A 15,985-nucleotide genomic window follows, 5' to 3' on the forward strand; every position below is an offset into this window, starting at 1 on the left:
TGTGTACGAGGTACTCGGAGGCGAGTACGGGGTATTCGGGGGAACAGGTACGGGGGCACGGGGGACATACCCGCAGGGCCGGAGGGGTCAGCCGGAAGGACCGCGGGGACACGGGGGTCGCAGCGCTCGTCGCGGGGGTAGCGAGGGGATAGCGGGGGACAGCCGAGGGGGAGGAACGACGCACTGCCATGGGTGAGGTCTTCGCCGGACGGTACGAACTGGCCGACCCGATCGGGCGCGGAGGGGTCGGCGCGGTCTGGCGTGCCTGGGACCACCGCCGCCGCCGGTACGTGGCCGCGAAGGTGCTCCAGCAGCGGGACGCCCACTCCCTGCTGAGGTTCGTCCGCGAGCAGGGACTGCGGATCGACCACCCGCATGTGCTCGCGCCCGCCAGCTGGGCCGCGGACGACGACAAGGTGCTGTTCACCATGGACCTCGTGGCCGGCGGGTCACTGGTCAACCTCGTCAACGACTACGGACCGCTGCCGCCCGCGTTCGTCTGCACCCTGCTCGACCAACTCCTCTCCGGACTCGCCGCCGTGCATGCCGAGGGCGTGGTCCACCGTGACATCAAACCGGCGAACATCCTCCTCGAAGCCACCGGCACCGCCCGCCCCCGCCTGCGGCTGTCCGACTTCGGCATAGCGATGCGGCTGGGCGAACCGCGTCTGACCGAGACCAACCTCGTGGTGGGGACGCCCGGTTACCTCGCCCCCGAGCAGATGCTCGGCGCCGAACCCGACTTCCCCGCCGACCTGTTCGCCGTAGGTCTGGTCGCGCTGTATCTCATCGAAGGTGCCAAACCCGACGCCAAGGCGCTGGTGCAGTACTTCGCCGAGCACGGAACTCCCGGAGCCCCCAAGGGAATCCCGGATCCGCTGTGGCAGGTCGTCGCCATGCTGCTGCAGCCCGACCCCGAGGCCCGCTTCCGTACGGCCACGGGGGCACGCAAGGCGCTGGCGGCAGCCGCGGAACTCCTCCCGGAGCCCGGCCCCGACGACGAGCTCATCGAGATCTTCGACCAACTCGGGGCTCTCCCGCAGGGGTTCGCCCCTGAGGGGCCCCTGAAGCCGCTCCCGAAGAAGACGCCCTCCGGGCCTTCTGGACCTTCCGGGCCTTCCGGGCCTTCCCAGCCTTTCGAGGGGACCGGACCGAGATCGACTCCGCACGCGGCCCATACCGGCAATACCGGCAATACGAGTATTACCGGCCATACGAGCCACACCGGCGAGCGTCTCGTGCCCGCCCCGCCGGCCACGCCCCCCGCCGCAGGGCCCATTCCCGCCCGGCCGAACACTCCCCCTGGCCCGGCCGGTCCAGGCGAAACGTCCCCTCACACCCCTGTCCCCCCGCAGCCGACCGCTGCTCCCTCCCTGCCGAGCACCCCGAGCCCGCCCGCGCATCCCCCTACGGTCACCCCGACACCAACCCCTACACCGACCCCTACACCGACCCCCACCCCGACCGCCACGCCAACCCCCACGCCGTCCATGTCGGACACCGGCAGCTTCCACCTGCCGCCCCCGCTCCCCACGATCACCGCCACCCCCACCCCCACCCCGATCCCCGCCCCCTACGACCCCACCTTCGCCCTGGCCCGTTCCAGCACCGCCACCGCCTCCTACACCGCTCAGGACCCGGTGTCGGCGGCCCCGCGGCCTCGGGGTCACCGGGCCGTACGGCAGCGGCGGCCGGGGCCGCCCCTCAAGGTCGCGCTGCCGCTGTTGCTGCTCGCGCTGACCTGTTACGCCGTCGGGTTCTGGGCGCTGGCGCGGATCTGAGCGGAGGTGCGGCGCCGGGCGGTGAGGGTCCATCCGCCGAGGAACAGCAGCAGCACGGTCCCGGTTCCGATGCCGGCGACCGCGACCGCCCGCATCACGGGGTCGTCCCCGGTCGTCACGGATCCCCCAACCTCGCCGGAGCCCGTGTCCGCGCCGAAGATCCCGCTGGGCTCGGCCCGTCCCAGGTACTCCGGCCCGGACTCCGGGGTACCGCCGAGGCGGACGCGCAGGGTCACCTCGTAGGGGCCGTCCCCGAACTGCTCGGCGACCTGCGCGGAGACATGGACGACGAGGTAGTGGGAGCCGGCGAACCGCAGGCTGTTCTGCGGGTCGGTGGGCGCGTACCGGTTGGCGTACCGGACGGGCGGGACGGGGTCGAGGGAGGCCGACTTCTGGGTGCCGCCGTAGCCGGTGCCCCGGGCCACGACCTTGGCGCGCACCGGGTTGTAGAGGGTCAGCTCCAGCGCGTCCACCACGTACCCGGTCCCGGTCCCGGCCCCGGTGGCGCTGCTCGTGGTGCCGCCGGCCAGCTCGGCCTCCGCGTACAGCTGCTGCCCCCAGTCGACCGGCACCCGGTAGAAGACGGTCTCGCCGGGGACCACCTCGTCGCTCCAGACGCCCTGCCCGACGGTGGTCGCCGCGGTGAAGCCCGCGCCGCCGGGGCGCGCGACCGGCTCCCCGGCCTGCGGTGCGGGGGTCGCGGAGTCCCAGGCCTCGGGTGTGCTCGTGGTGCCGGTCCTGGCGAGCGGCGGCTCGGTGACGGGCGCGAGTTCCAGTTCCCAGGGGTCGTCGACCGTCTCCCCGGCCCCGGCCCCGGTGCCGGTATCCGACCGTTCGACGACCACGTAGTACGTGCCCGCCTTCTGGCACAGCCCCTTCCCGGGCCGGATCTCCCGCGCGCCCCAGGCCGTCACCGGCTGCGGGCTGCGTGCGGCGCCGATCGTGGCGGACTCGTAGGAGCAACTCCCGCTGTTGGCGTCCTGCACCGAGACGTTGATGCCGTCGCCGACGGCGGGCGTGCTCCCGGGGCGGGGAATCGCGGTGACAGCGACATACATGGTGGAGGCTTCGTCGAGATCGAGGCGGTAGTACGCCTTCCCGCCGCCCTCGAGGGTGCTCCTGTACGTCGCTCCGGCCCGCAGATGTACGGCCCCCGAGGCACCGGTCGCGGCGCGGGCCTCGCGGACGTCGTCGGCGAAGGCGTACGACGGGACGTCGGGCGCGGCGAGGGCCGCCGGCGCCGGGAGCGCCCAGCAGAGCAGCACGCCCATGACCACGGCGCGCAGCCCCGCCATCGCGCGCCCCGTACGCCCCCTACGCCGGGCCATCAGAACCCGCCCCCTCGCCTTGGTCCGAACGTGGCCCATCCTGCCCCGCCGCCCCCGCGTCCACCCCCACATTCCCCACGGCCGCCCGGAACGCCCGCCTCTATCCGCAAACCGGCACCCGCGCAACACGAAACCCCGACCGCTTCGGCGGCCGGGGTCTGATCTCGGTCTCAGTCTCTGATGTCGGTACTCACGAACCCGTGGGCACGGAGTCAGTCGCCTCCGTCCACAGGTCCTGCTCGGCGCGATCCGCCTGGATCTGGCGGTACACGAGGAGACCGCCGATGGCGGCCAGTGCGACCAGGAGCAGCTTCTTCACCGCGCGACCTCGTCTTTCCTTGACGTAGGGGACCTCTGGCGCCCGACTATACACACCGACCGATATCGATCGGTGACCTGCGTCGGGCCCGCCAACTCCCGCTTCCGGCCGCCCTGTGACCCGTTTTCCCCGGTGCGTCCATACGAGTGGTGTTCATCGGAACATCGCCTCGTCGTGTGCGTCGGTCCCCCGGTTCACGCTCCCCATACACATCATGAGCAAAGTACGCAAATCGCCCAACCTGAAGGTGAGGGGCATGACCGTGAACCGACTCATGAGGCTGTGGACCGCCATCGTCACCGCGTTCCTCGCGCTGTGCACGGCGCTCGGCTTCGTCGCTTCGACCGCCGCGACCGCGACGGCGCAGACGGGACCGACGCACACCGGCGGCGAGAAGGCCACCGGCAGCGGCGGGACCCCGCACGGCGAGAGCCTCGGCGAGGCGAGTCCGGGGAGTGAGAGTGTCTTCAGCGAAAGCTTCGACGGTGAAAGCTTCGGCCGTGAAGGCTTCGCCAGCGAGAGCTTCGGCCGTGAGAGCTTCGGCTCGTCGAGCCCCGGCATTGAGAGCGTCGGCGCCGCAAGCCCGCGCGGCGAGAGCGTTCGCGCCGAGCTCCCCAGCGGTGAGAACATCCGCACCGAAATCCCTGGTCACGAGCCCGTCCGCAGCGAGATCCCGAGCGGCGAGTCCGCCGGTCGCGGGGACGTCGGCGCCATGAGCCCCGCCCGTGGGATCCCTGGCGGTAAGCGTCCCGGCACCCCGGTCGCCGGCGGTGCGCCGACCATGATCCCGTCCGCGGCCTCCCCCTGGGACTGGTTCCACTCCCGCTCCCTGCCCCCCACGATGAAGCAGCGCATTCTCGCCGAGGCCCACGGCAAGTCCCCCAACTGCCGCCACCTCCCCCTCAACGACGTGGAGGCGGCCGAGCAGGCCACGACCTGCGACCACGCGGACGCTGACGAAGACGCGGACGCGGACGCGGAAGAGCCCTCGATCCCGCTCCAGCGCTGAGCATCCGAGAATCCCCGGCCATCGAGATCGGCAGACCGAACCCGCTCGGATCCACCCACGCAAGAACGTGACGGCGACCTGCGTACAGACCGCACGATGCAGGCCCGGCAGCTCCCCGGAGCGCCCGGGCCTTCGCCGCATGTACACATCACACCACTAACCTGAGGCCGTGCTCCAGGACCACGAACGAAGCCGCCGCATAGTCGTCCTCACCGCCGTGCACGCGCCCTCGGCCCGGTATCTGCCCGAGGCCTGGAAGTCGCTGCGCGAGCAGAGACTGCCCGCGGACTGGCAGTGGCACTGGGTGATCCAGGAGGACGGCACGACGGACGAGGTCCGCCCATACGTCCCCGACGACTCCCGGGTGACCTTCCGGCAGGGCCGCCCCGGCGGGCCCGGCGTCGCCCGCACGATCGCGCTGGCGCACAGCGACGGGTCGTACGTGAAGGTCCTGGACGCCGACGACCTGCTCACGCCCGGCGCGCTCGCCCGGGACTTAGCCGCCCTCGAAGGCGATCCCGTCCTCGGCTGGGCCACCTCCCGGGTCCTGGACCTCCTCCCCGACGGCTCCACCGTCGGCTTCCCCGGCGATCCCGCGGGCGGGCCCCTCGAACGCGGCGCCGTCCTCGACCACTGGAAGGCGCACGACCACCGCGCCCAGGTGCACCCGGCCTCCCTCTTCGTACGCCATGACCTGCTGACCGCGCTCGGCGGCTGGATGGCGCTGCCGGCCTCCGAGGACACCGGCCTGCTGCTCGCGCTGAACGCGGTGAGCCGCGGCTGGTTCACCCCGGAGGCCGGGCTCTTCTACCGCAAGTGGGCAGGCCAGGCCACGGGCCAGGCCTCGCACGTCGACCCCGCCGAGCGTGCGGCGCGGATGGCGGTCGCGGAGGCCAGGGCGCGGGCGCTGGCGTCCCTCGGCTGGACCTACCCGGCGGGCTGACCCGCGGCCACGGCCAGCCAGTGGGCCACCTGGCGCAGCGTGGTCTCGTCGGCCCGGTCGACCAGGGCCTGTACGGCCGCGATGTCGTCCGGGGTGAGGTCGTACAGGCCCGCCTTGCTCAGCCCGGCCATGAGCACCTGGTGCCGGCGGTCCTCCATGCGCTCGGCGAGCTTGGTGGGACCGGCGGTTCCCGGGCTCCCGGCGGCCACCGGAGCGAGAGCGGGGGTAGGGGCAGGAGCAGGGGCACCGGCCGGGTCGAAGAGGTGCCACTCGCCCTCCTTCGGCCCCCACAGGTCGACCGCCACCTCCTCCCCCCGTGCCCGCTTGACCTGCGTCATCTCACCCATCGCGTACAGCACGGGGGTGCGGTCGGGCGATTCGGCGGCGGGCCGCCAGGAATCCGAGGACGGGTCGTGGAACATCGCGACCCAGCGCGGGGCCCCCAGCGGTTGCGGGCTCCGGGGACGGCTCTGACCGGTCTGGCTGTCCTGACGAGTCTCCATGGCGCTCACCCCTTCCGTATCGCCGTATCGGCACGGCGGGGCGACGATATCTGACGGACCGTCAGCTATCCAGGCCTTCTTGAGCCTTCCCTCCCGCCTTGCCGCCTTACCGCCTTGCGCCTTCCCTCCTGCCTTACCGCCTTGCGCCTTCCCTACTGCGCCGCCGCGATCGCAGCCCGCGCCCTGGCCCGGAACGCCTCCAGCTTGTCCACCGGCTCCGTCAGCTGCCGGCTGCGCGAGCGCACACTCACGTCATGGCCGGACGCGGCCCTGCGCAGCGCGCCGACCGTGGCCTGCTCGCGCGGGATGTGGGTGAAGGGGTCGAAGGAGTACCAGCGCATCGCGTTCTCGTGGGTCATCTTCGCGATGTCCGCGTCCGGTACGGCGCAGTCCGCCAGCACCTGGTGGAGCTGCTCGGGCGCGTCCGGCCACAGCGAGTCGCTGTGCGGGTAGTCGCCCTCCCAGCAGATGTTGTCGATGCCGATCTCGTGCCGCAGCCTGATGCCCAGCCGGTCGGTGATGAAGCAGGTCAGGAAGTGCTCACGGAAGACCTCGGAGGGGAGCTTGCCGCCGAAGTCCTGAAGGGTCCAGGTCGCGTGCATCTCGAAGGTGCGGTCGACGCGCTCCAGGAAGTAGGGGATCCAGCCGGTGCCGCCCTCGGACAGCGCGATCCTGAGGTCGGGGAAGTCCTTGAGGACCCGGGACCACAGCAGGTCGGCGGCGGCCTGGACGAGGTTGATCGGCTGGAGCGTGATCATCACGTCCGGCGGCGAGTCGACGGCCGGGATGGCGAGCCGGCCGGAGGAGCCGATGTGCACCGACAGCACGGTGTTCGTGTCGCAGGCCGCCTGCCACACCGGGTTCCAGTACGGGTCGTGGAAGCTCGGGTAGCCGAGGGCGGCCGGGTTCTCCGGGAAGGTCATCGAGTGACAGCCCTTGGCCGCGACCCGCCGTATCTCGGCCGCCGTGAGCTCGGCGCTCCAGATGGCGGGCAGCGCCATGGGGATGAACCGGCCGGGGTACGCCCCGCACCACTCGTCGATGTGCCAGTCGTTGTAGGCGCGCACGAGGGCGAGGGAGAAGTCGGAGTCCTCGGTGGCGAACATCCGCGCAGAGAAGCCGGGGAAGGACGGGAAGTTCATCTGGGCGAGGACACCGCCCGCGTTCATGTCCTTCACGCGTTCATGCACGTCGTAGCAGCCGGGCCGGATCTCGTCCATACCCTGCGGGTCGAGGCCGTACTCCTCCTTGGGCCGCCCGGCGACCGCGTTGAGCGCGGCGTTGCCCACGGTGTTGTCCCGGAACTGCCACACATCGCTGCCGTCCTCGCGGTGGACGAGCTTCGGCGCGTCGTCCAGGTACCGCTTCGGCAGGTGGTTCACGAAGATGTCCGGCGGCTCGATGATGTGGTCGTCCACGCTGATCAGGATCAGGTCGTCCCGTTGCATGTCAGTGCCTCCCGCACGCCCTGCTGGATCCGCACTCTCGGTTTTTGAAAACTACATTCTCACCAGACGCGAATCAAGCATCCGGACAGTGGGCGTCCGGACAGCGGGCATCAAGCGTCCGGACAGCAGGTATGCAGGACGGCAGGGTCCTGGTCTCGGCCAAAGGTGATCGGGAACCGGCCCGGGCAGTGGATCAATGCGTGGGGGCCGCGAGCCCTGGGTAGCTCAACCCGGTTCGGGAACCGAGGAGCGGAAAGTGACCGGTGCGCATCGCACACACCATCGCGCACGCCACACCGTTCGGCACCGGTCCCTCCCCTCGTGCGGACCGCTGCCGAACGGTGCGGGTGACGTCCGGTCGCCCTTCGGATCCTGCCAGTTGCGGCTCGCGGCGAGGAGGGTACCCGCATCCGGTCAATCTCGTCGCCGCAGGTCAGCCGTATAAAGTGAGTTTTCCGGTCCGGATTCCAGGTGCGGGGGAAGTAAAGGGGTGGAGGCCTTGAGTTCCGACTCAGGGGCGCGCACAGCCTTCGCGGAACGCCTTGCGCTGCTGTACAGGGAGGCCGGCAACCCGCCCCTCAAACGCGTGTCCGAGGCGGTCGCCCGGCTGCAGCGGGTCGACGAGCGCGGACGCCCGGTGCGGGTGTCCGCTCAGCGGATCAGCGACTGGCGCCGCGCCAGGAACGTCCCCGCCCACTTCGCCGCCCTCGCCGCCGTCCTGCACGTCCTGATCCCCGACGCGCGCCGCGCCCGGCCCGCCCCGGTCTCCCCCGGCCTGTACGACATGCCCCAGTGGCAGCGGCTGTGGGAGCGCGCGCTGGCCGACCCGGTCGCCGCCGGTGAGGGCGCCGTGTCCGCGGAGGACGCGGAGAAGGAGCAGACGGCCTCGGGCACAGGCTCGGGATCGGGATCGGCCTCGGGCGAGTCCGCCGTTCCGGGGAGCGTGTGCCCGTACCGGGGCCTGGCCTCCTACCGTCAGCAGGACGCCCGCTGGTTCTTCGGCCGGGAGCGCAGCACCGAGGCCCTGGTCGGCCAGCTGCGCGCGGCCCGGGGCTCGGGCGGCCTGGTGATGCTGGTGGGCGCCTCGGGCGCGGGCAAGTCCTCCCTGCTCAGTGCCGGTCTGGTGCCGGCGCTGCGGGAAGGGGCGCTCGGGGACGCGGAGGACGGGGAGGAGGGGACGGGAGCACCGCGGGGGGACGTCGTGCATCTGGTCCCCGGCGCCGACCCGCTCGGCGAGCTGGCCGCCAAGATCCCCGAGCTCGCGATCCTCGCGCGGAGCTTCGACTGGGCGGGCGACCCCGTCTCGCTGCCGTTCGCACGGTCCGTGCGGGAGGCCGTCGCCCGCTGGGCGCAGCGCGAGGCGGCCGGGTCCGGACAGGCCGTCGTGATCGTGGACCAGTTCGAGGAGGTCTTCACCCTCTGCTCCGACGAACGGATCCGACGCCTCTTCGTGCAGATGCTGCACGCCGCGGCGATGCCCGACGGGACCGAGGAGCCGGCCCCGGTGCTGGTCGTGCTCGGCATCCGGGCCGACTTCTACGAGCAGTGCCTGGCCCACCCCGAACTGGCCGACGCCCTCCAGCACCGGCACATGGTCCTCGGCCCGCTCACCACGGCCGAGCTGCGCGAGGCGGTCACGGGACCCGCGAAGGCCGTGGGACTGGAGCTCGAACCCGGCCTCGCGGAGCTCATCGTCCGGGAGGTCAGCGCCGACGGCCCGCGTGGCGCCCACGACGCCGGCGTACTGCCCCTGCTCTCGCACGCCCTGCTCGCCACCTGGCAGCGCCGCAAGGGCGGCCGGCTGACCCTGGCCGGGTACCGCGCGGCCGGCGGCATCCAGGGCGCGGTCGCCGCGACCGCCGAACGGGCCTGGTCAGGCCTCGACCCGGCCGCCCGCACGGCCGCGCGGCTGCTGCTGCTCCGGCTGGTCCGGCTCGGCGAGGACACCCAGGCCACCCGCCGACGCGGCACCCGCCGTCAGCTGGCGCAGGAGTCGACGGACCCCGGCGCGACGGAGGAGTCCCTGGAGGCGCTGGTGCGCGCCCGGCTGGTGACGCTGGACGCGGAGTCCGTGGAGATCACCCACGAGGCCCTGCTGACCGCGTGGCCACGGCTGCGCGAGTGGATCGACGAGGACCGCAGCGACCATCTGCTGCGCCAGCGCCTGGAGGAGGACGGCCGCGCCTGGGAGGGCTCGCACCGCGACTCCTCGCTGCTCTACCGGGGTTCACGCCTCGAACAGGCCCACACCTGGGCCAAGTCCGCCGGCGACACCTTCCTCACCCGCAGCGCGGTGGACTTCCTGGCCGCGTCGGTCCGGCTGCGCCGACGCACGGTGCTGATCAGCCGCGGCGCGGTGTCGGCCCTGGTGGTGCTGGCCGTACTGGCGGTCGGCGCGGCCGCCGTCGCCTGGCAACAGCGCAACGACGCCGTGTTCGAGCAGGTGGTCGCCGAGGCGGACCGGGTGCAGTACACGGACCCGTCGCTGTCGGCCCAGCTCGACCTGGTCGCCCACCGGCTGCGCCCGGACGACGAGGGCGCCCGCAACCGCCTGATCTCGATCGTCAACGCCCCGCTGGCCACCCCGCTCCTCGGCCACACCGGCGCGGTCTACCTCACCTCCTTCAGCCCGGACGGCAGCCTTCTGGCCACCGCCAGCTACGACCGCACGGTCCGCCTGTGGGACGTGGCCGACCCCTCCCGCCCCGAGCCGCTCGGCAAGCCCCTCACGGGCCACACCAGCTGGGTGAGCAGCGCGGTCTTCAGCCCCGACGGCCATACGCTCGCCAGCGCCGGCGACGACGGCACGGTCCGCCTGTGGGACGTGAACAGGCCCACCGCTCCCCGCCCCCTCGGGGAACCGATGAAGGCCGGCGGCGGAACGGTCTACCTGGTCGCCTTCAGCCCCGACGGCCGCACCCTGGCCTCCGCCAACGAGGACGGCAAGGTCCGCCTGTGGGACGTGGCCGACCCGTCCGCGCCGAAGTCCCTCGCCACCCTCACCGGCCACACCGCCGCCGTGCGCTCCGTGGCGTTCAGCCCCGACGGCCGTACGCTCGCGACCGGCGGCGACGACAACGCCGTACGCCTGTGGAACACGGCCGATCCGAGCCGGCCGCGCCTCCTGGGCAAGCCGCTGACCGGCCACGACGGCACGATCCACTCCGTGGCGTTCAGCCCGGACGGCAGAACCCTGGCCTCCGGCAGCGCGGACGACACCGTACGGCTGTGGAAGGTGTCGGACCCCGCCCGTCCGACCGCCCTCGGCACCCCGCTCACCGGCCACACCGGCCCGGTGTGGTCCGTGTCGTTCTCGCCGGACGGCTCGCTGCTCGCCGCCGCCAGCGCGGACAGCACGGCCATCCTGTGGAACGTCAGCGACCCGGCGTACCCGTCCCAGGTCGGCGAGCCCCTCGCGGGCAGCAGCGGCGAGATGTACGCGCTGGGCTTCAGCCCGGACGGCACCACCCTCGCCACCGGCAGCGGGGACAACAAGATCCGGCTGTGGTCGGTGCCCACGGCGGACATGATCGGCAGCACCGGGGCGTTCCGCCCGGACGGGCGGGTGCTCGGCACCGCCGCCCGCGACGGACGCATCCGCCTGTGGAACGTGGCCCGCCCGGACCGCCCGGAGCCGCTCGGCAAGCCCTTCATGGCCGCCGACGGCGGCTACCGCTCCCTGGCCTTCTCCCCCGACGGCCACACCCTCGCGATCCTGACAGGCAACCGGGCGGTCCACCTCTACGACGTCACCGACCCGGCCCGCCCCGTCTCCCACGGCGCCCCGATCACCCTGCGCACCCGCTTCACGGGCCCGGACGCGCTCGCGTACAGCCCCGACGGCAGGACCCTGGCGACCGGCTACGACGACCGCACGATCCAGCTCTGGAACGTGACCGACCCGGCCCACGTCACCCCGCTGGGCGAGCCACTCACCGGCCACCGCGGCTACGTCAACGCCCTCGCCTTCAGCCCCGACGGCAAAACCCTGGCCTCCGGCAGCGCGGACGGCACGGTCCGCCTGTGGAAGGTGACGGACCCGGGCCGTACGACGGGCATCGGCAAGCCCTTGACGGGCCACTCAGGCCCGATCAACGCCCTCGCCTTCAGCCCCAACGGCAGAACCCTGGCCTCCGGCAGCGACGACGACACGGTCCGCCTGTGGAACATCACGAACCTCGCGCAGGCGGGCGACCTCGGCTCCCCCCTCACCGGCCACACCGAGGCGGTGGTCTCCCTGACGTTCAGCAAGGACGGCGGCACGCTCGCCAGCGGCGGAAACGACAACACGGTCCGTCTCTGGAACGTCCGCGTCCCCTCCCACGCCTCCCCCATCGGCCAGTCGATGAGCCCCAGCGCCAAGACCGGCAACTTCCTCTCCTTCAGCCCCAACAGCCGGATGCTGGGCGTCTCCAGCGGCGCCGACACCGTCCGTCTCTGGAACCTCGACGTCGACCAGGCCGTCACCCACATCTGCGCCACCACCCGCAACGTCCTCACCCCGGAGAAGTGGCACGAGTACCTCCCCCGCCTCTCGTACGATCCTCCGTGCCCGACCTGACCGGGAAGTGATCCCAGTCACAACTCCCCACTCCGCCCGACCAGTCGCCTCCCGTTGATCAACCTCCCTTGTTAGCCTTGGCCCAAGCCCGGTCGCTGGTGCATCCCCCGTCGCCAGCGACCGGGTCTTTCCATGCCCGGACACAGACGCCGTTTCACGTGAAACAGCCGAGTTGGTCATGTCCTGGGACCGTGATGGCGTCGTCCTGGATCAACGACCGAGGTGTCCGGCCGGTCCCGGCTGCCTCTTCATGGTCGAACAGGCACTGAGGAGGCGAACGCGCCCAGCGCCAACCAACCGCCCGCCCGCCCGCCCGCCCGGGGGACTTGACCCATGACCCCCAAACCGTCGCAAGGCCTTCCTCGTCTCCGCCGCGCTATCCGATGTCACCTAAAGGCTGTCCCGTAACTGCTGGTCAAGGGCGATATGATCTTGCCGTGTCTGGTGTGATCACGGCTTCGGAGCCTTCCCGGACAGGCCCGTTCACCGGGCTGAGCACGCGTCAGTTCAGCAAGCTGACCACCGCGCTGCGGCGCGAGGGTGCAGACCCCGTCCGCAAGGGCCGGCCGTGGAGCCTGCCGCTGGAAGACCGGGTTCTGCTGGTTGCTGCGTACTGGCGAACCAACCTGACGCTGCGGCAGCTGGCGCCACTGCTCGGGGTGTCGAAGTCGGCCGCTGACCGCATCATCGACCACCTCGGCCCTGCACTCGCGCTCCAGCAGCGCAAGCGGTTCCGCAAGGACACCGTGCTGATCGTGGACAGCACCCTGGCCCTAACCCGCGACCACCCCGTCGCCGAGTAGTCGAAGAACCACCGGTACTCGACCAACCGCCAGGTCGTCATCGACGCCGACACCCGGCTCGTCGTCGCCGTCGGCCGGCCACTGCCCGGCAACCGCAACGACTGCAAAGCATGGGACGGGACACCCCTTGGTCATGATCTCGCCCCTCGGCAAGGTGGACGAGGTCACGGGGTGCGCCATCGAGGCGCTGCCACGCCTCTGAGCAGGGTTACAGAATGATGACAAGGACTGGCGGGGTCAGTTTGATGTGGACACGCACGCGAGAGGCGAACTAGCGTTCGGATCGTTGCGGCATCACAGGTAAGTGGTAAGCCGCCTCATAGAACGGGGGAATCGTGGTCAAGTCAAAGCTAGCTCGTGCAGCGCTGGTCGTCAGTGCGTCCGCCACCTTGGTCGTGGGGATGTCTCCCTCGGCGCAGGCCCTCACCAACGAGACCGTCAAACTTCCGTATAACCGTGGTTACATGAAATTCACGGACGACGGCGATGTGTTCTCGATCTGTGACACCAGCCCCGATGGGCACGGCGTGAGCGGTAATGTGCAGAACGCCGACATGGCGATCGTGGTTTACCTCAACGACGGTGGCGACGACGGCTGCGACAAGCAGGGATACAACGTCGGAATCCGCGCCGTCCGGATGCACATCTGGTGGAATGGCGGCGGAGACGATTATTACTCCGACTGGTTCCGTGAGTAAACAGCGGGTGCGTCAGCTCTCACCCCGTGCACTCATCTTGCTGCTTGATCTTGTCGTGGGTTGAGAACTACTGCGGTGGGGCTGCTCCGGTGTTGCGGGGGCAGCCCCCTTCGTTGTTCGTAGGCACAGGGGGCTGTGCACGCGGTGGACTACTTCGCTGTCTTTCACACTTGCCGACCAGATCTCCGGCCCGGTCATCTGCCCCGTGGAGGTATGAGTATGACTCCCGACCCGCATGCCCGCACAGCGTTCAAGGTGTCCTCCTCGGTGGCGCGACCGGCCGCGGAATCTGCCGAACGGCCACAGCCGCTGTTGCGCCGTCGCAAGCCTCGACGCCTCGCGCTGGCTGCCGTCGTCGCGGCGGTCGTAGTCGCGGGGCTCGCGGTGTCGCTCGCCCGGCCCGGCGGTGATGCGCAGGAGGGGCCTGCGGGCGTGACCGATGTCACGAGCGTGGCGGCGCACCCGAATCAGTCGCCTCCTCGAGAACTGATCGCTGCGGGAAGAAGTGCCGTCTCGGCGTACTACACGAAGAAGCTCGTGAGGCTGCCGAACGGGAACGCGACCGGCACCTACGAGTGGCGGTTGCTCAACACGGCCACCGAGCGGTACGAGAAGGCCGACTGGGCCTGGCTGGACGTTGCCCCCGAGATGCAGACCGCGGCGGTGCTTGAGCGTGACCTGCCCGTCGACCGGATAGGACTGCTGAACCTGGCCACGGGCAAGGTTCAGCGCTGGATCATGGTCGACAGGAGCGTCGGCAGTGTGCAGTTCTCACCGGACGGCAAACGCCTGCTGGCGACGACGTACCGCCTCAACCCGGACGGTCTGTTCAAGGACGCGTCCTACAAGCTGAACGGCAAGAGCGTGCCGGGGCCGAAGCAGAGCCGCACCGGCTTCTACGTGATCGATGTCGCCTCCGGCAAGGCGGACTTCACCGAGAGCCCGGCCAAGAAGAATAAGGTGATCCCAGTCGGAGGGCGGCAGGACTTCCACTGGAGCCGTGACGGGAAGCTGGTGTGGGAACCCGGCAACGACAAGATGGGCAAGATCTATTATGGCGTGACCGGCAAGAGGATGCCTGCCCCGGATACGGAGACGCGTCTGCCCTACCCGGAGACGGTCCTGTCTCCCGACGGAAACCTGGTGACTGGCGCCTTCGTGGGGAAAGGCGACGAGATCGTCTCCGAGATAAGGAATGCGAAGACCGGCAAGCGGGCTGCGGTGATCCCCGGCCAGCAGCTGCTCGCGTGGGCCGACAACAGTCACCTCATCGTCTGGCGGTGCGCTCCCGAACGCTGCAGCCCCGGCGGAGGTGAGTTCCGCAACCAGCTGCTCCTGGTCGGTTTGGACGGCAAGGTGACTCCGCTTTCCGGCTTCCGGACGGCGAATCTGCACGACGAGGGCCGCTGGTTCCCAGTACTCACCCTGCGCTGACCGGGCACTGGTGCTCTGTGTTCCTCTTTCCAGGCGGGGAGTTCACTCTGGCCCTTCTCGCGGCGGTGCGGGATGACCGGGCCGGTGCCCCGGTAGCCACCGTCGGGCCTTTCCCCAAGGCCGGGTAGTTGGCGTTTTCGCTGCTCGGCGATGTCCCTTGAGCGCCATAGCCGTTGGGGTTCTGCCTGGAGGATGGCCAGGACGCGTGTCATGCGGTTGCTGGTCCTGCCGGGGCCGACGTACTGGGGGACCGTGGTCGTGGGCAGTGTGGGCTCCGGCGCCGGCGGCGGCAGGAAAGTGATCGTCGTCGAACTCACGGCCTTGCTGGCGTCGGGGCGGCCGTCCAGGTCTCCCGGTCCGGGTTCTACCGGTGGCTGAAGGCCGCCCCGGCCCGCCTGGCGTGGGCCCGGGAGAATGCCCGGCAGGCGAGGCGGATCCGGGAGATCCACGACAACGGCGCGTAGTACGCGTCGAAGGAGTTCGCGAAGGCGTGCCGCACGCTCGGCGTGACCCGCTCGCGCGGAGCGGTCGGCACCAGCGCGGACCGCGGCCGCGGAGAGCTTCAACGCGACCTTGAAATGAGAGACTCTGCAAGGAAAGAAACGCTGGCCGGGAGCACGCGAGGCCCGTCTCGCAGTGTTCCGATGGGTCACCCGCTACAACACGCGACGCAGGCACTCGGGGCTTGGCTACATCAGCCCGATCGCCTTCGAACAGCGATCAGCTACGCCGGCCGCTGCCGCATGGCAAACGGTGTCCCTGCTTCGGGGGGAAGCCTCCACCGCCATCTTCGCCCGCCCCACCCGCCCCCACTCCCGGAACTCGGCAAGCTCGCCGCAGACGGCACCCTGCCCGGTATCCTCCGCCGGCTCTCCGGCCTCGGCGGCTGCACCCACCCGATCCGCCTTGACGGCCACCGCACCGAGTACGACGTCGACACCGCGACCGGTGAGATCGGCCGCGTCCTCCAGCACCTCGACTCCACCACCCTCCCGGCCGGCCAACTCCTCGTCCGCTGCAACAACCGCCGCACCACCCGCTGCCCCGCCTGCGCCGAGGTCTACCGCCGCGACACCTTCGCAAGACCGTCTACGGCGCCACGTGGGACGAGACGGACGAGAAGCTCGGCAAGCTTCCGGACCAGGAGCGCAACGGCAT

At 70.9% G+C, this 15,985-nt stretch carries 11 protein-coding genes and 4 pseudogenes; 9 read left to right on the top strand and 6 right to left on the bottom strand.

Annotation, left to right across the window (positions count from 1 at the left end; translation table 11 throughout):
• Positions 1-188: 188 nt before the first annotated feature.
• Entirely contained in the window at positions 189-1,781 is a 1,593-nt protein-coding gene (locus ACLZN2_RS09350; protein WP_416977901.1) for a serine/threonine-protein kinase, read from the top strand.
• On the opposite strand, the gene ACLZN2_RS09355 is transcribed toward ACLZN2_RS09350, so the two are convergent.
• Together ACLZN2_RS09355 and ACLZN2_RS09360 are read right to left on the bottom strand one after the other, a co-directional pair.
• On the bottom strand, positions 1,745-3,109 hold the full coding sequence (locus tag ACLZN2_RS09355) for a hypothetical protein (RefSeq protein WP_416977902.1): 1,365 nt from the start codon (positions 3,107-3,109) through the stop codon (positions 1,745-1,747). The genes ACLZN2_RS09350 and ACLZN2_RS09355 overlap by 37 nt on opposite strands.
• A 190-nt stretch (positions 3,110-3,299) precedes the next feature.
• A complete protein-coding gene (locus ACLZN2_RS09360; protein WP_003999697.1) occupies positions 3,300-3,428 on the bottom strand; it encodes a DLW-39 family protein in 129 nt (42 codons plus the stop codon).
• A 256-nt stretch (positions 3,429-3,684) separates the two neighbouring features.
• Between ACLZN2_RS09360 and ACLZN2_RS09365 the strand changes: the two genes are divergently transcribed.
• Complete coding sequence (locus ACLZN2_RS09365; protein ID WP_416977903.1) at positions 3,685-4,437, top strand: DUF6344 domain-containing protein; 753 nt, start codon at positions 3,685-3,687, stop codon at positions 4,435-4,437.
• Between the two features lie 169 nt (positions 4,438-4,606).
• Positions 4,607-5,380, top strand: a complete 774-nt coding sequence (locus tag ACLZN2_RS09370) for a glycosyltransferase family 2 protein (protein ID WP_416977904.1) — start codon at positions 4,607-4,609, stop codon at positions 5,378-5,380.
• Here ACLZN2_RS09370 and ACLZN2_RS09375 read toward each other — a convergent pair.
• Both ACLZN2_RS09375 and ACLZN2_RS09380 read right to left on the bottom strand, forming a co-directional pair.
• Positions 5,365-5,883, bottom strand: coding sequence for a hypothetical protein (locus tag ACLZN2_RS09375; RefSeq protein WP_416977905.1), 519 nt, complete (start codon positions 5,881-5,883; stop codon positions 5,365-5,367). The two genes, ACLZN2_RS09370 and ACLZN2_RS09375, sit on opposite strands and share 16 nt — an antisense overlap.
• A gap of 152 nt (positions 5,884-6,035) precedes the next feature.
• Positions 6,036-7,331, bottom strand: a complete 1,296-nt coding sequence (locus ACLZN2_RS09380; protein WP_416977906.1) for an amidohydrolase family protein — start codon at positions 7,329-7,331, stop codon at positions 6,036-6,038.
• A 490-nt stretch (positions 7,332-7,821) separates the two neighbouring features.
• Between ACLZN2_RS09380 and ACLZN2_RS09385 the strand changes: the two genes are divergently transcribed.
• From ACLZN2_RS09385 to ACLZN2_RS09400, 4 genes and pseudogenes are all read left to right on the top strand, one after another.
• Positions 7,822-11,892: an AAA family ATPase gene (locus ACLZN2_RS09385; RefSeq protein WP_416977907.1), complete on the top strand. Its 4,071-nt coding sequence runs from the start codon at positions 7,822-7,824 to the stop codon at positions 11,890-11,892.
• Between the two features lie 437 nt (positions 11,893-12,329).
• A pseudogene (locus ACLZN2_RS09390) lies at positions 12,330-12,812 on the top strand (transposase family protein); the annotation flags it as partial.
• Between the two features lie 218 nt (positions 12,813-13,030).
• Positions 13,031-13,393, top strand: a complete 363-nt coding sequence (locus ACLZN2_RS09395) for a hypothetical protein (protein WP_416977908.1) — start codon at positions 13,031-13,033, stop codon at positions 13,391-13,393.
• 219 nt (positions 13,394-13,612) lie between these two features.
• The gene (locus ACLZN2_RS09400) at positions 13,613-14,827 is read left to right on the top strand and encodes a hypothetical protein (RefSeq protein WP_416977909.1); all 1,215 of its coding nucleotides are present in this window, start codon (positions 13,613-13,615) and stop codon (positions 14,825-14,827) included.
• Positions 14,828-14,844: 17 nt separating this feature from the next.
• Here ACLZN2_RS09400 and ACLZN2_RS09405 read toward each other — a convergent pair.
• Positions 14,845-14,931: pseudogene (locus tag ACLZN2_RS09405) on the bottom strand (IS5/IS1182 family transposase); the annotation flags it as partial.
• A gap of 260 nt (positions 14,932-15,191) precedes the next feature.
• A complete protein-coding gene (locus ACLZN2_RS09410) occupies positions 15,192-15,362 on the bottom strand; it encodes a hypothetical protein (RefSeq protein ID WP_416978096.1) in 171 nt (56 codons plus the stop codon).
• On the opposite strand from ACLZN2_RS09410, the pseudogene ACLZN2_RS09415 reads away from it, so the two are divergent.
• Positions 15,292-15,571, top strand: a pseudogene (locus ACLZN2_RS09415) (integrase core domain-containing protein); the annotation flags it as partial. The gene ACLZN2_RS09410 and the pseudogene ACLZN2_RS09415 sit on opposite strands and share 71 nt — an antisense overlap.
• A 104-nt stretch (positions 15,572-15,675) precedes the next feature.
• Positions 15,676-15,910: pseudogene (locus tag ACLZN2_RS09420) on the top strand (replication initiator); the annotation flags it as partial.
• Positions 15,911-15,985 lie beyond the last annotated feature (75 nt).

The organism is Streptomyces sp. T028 (genome assembly GCF_048159505.1).
Taxonomy (GTDB): Bacteria; Actinomycetota; Actinomycetes; order Streptomycetales; family Streptomycetaceae; genus Streptomyces.

Coding starts and splice junctions, on each gene's coding strand:
- ACLZN2_RS09375 (WP_416977905.1), bottom strand. CDS start 5,883: ATGGAGACTCGTCAGGACAGCCAGACCGGTCAGAGCCGTCCCCGGAGC.
- ACLZN2_RS09400 (WP_416977909.1), top strand. CDS start 13,613: ATGACTCCCGACCCGCATGCCCGCACAGCGTTCAAGGTGTCCTCCTCG.
- ACLZN2_RS09365 (WP_416977903.1), top strand. CDS start 3,685: ATGACCGTGAACCGACTCATGAGGCTGTGGACCGCCATCGTCACCGCG.
- ACLZN2_RS09355 (WP_416977902.1), bottom strand. CDS start 3,109: ATGGCCCGGCGTAGGGGGCGTACGGGGCGCGCGATGGCGGGGCTGCGC.
- ACLZN2_RS09350 (WP_416977901.1), top strand. CDS start 189: ATGGGTGAGGTCTTCGCCGGACGGTACGAACTGGCCGACCCGATCGGG.
- ACLZN2_RS09380 (WP_416977906.1), bottom strand. CDS start 7,331: ATGCAACGGGACGACCTGATCCTGATCAGCGTGGACGACCACATCATC.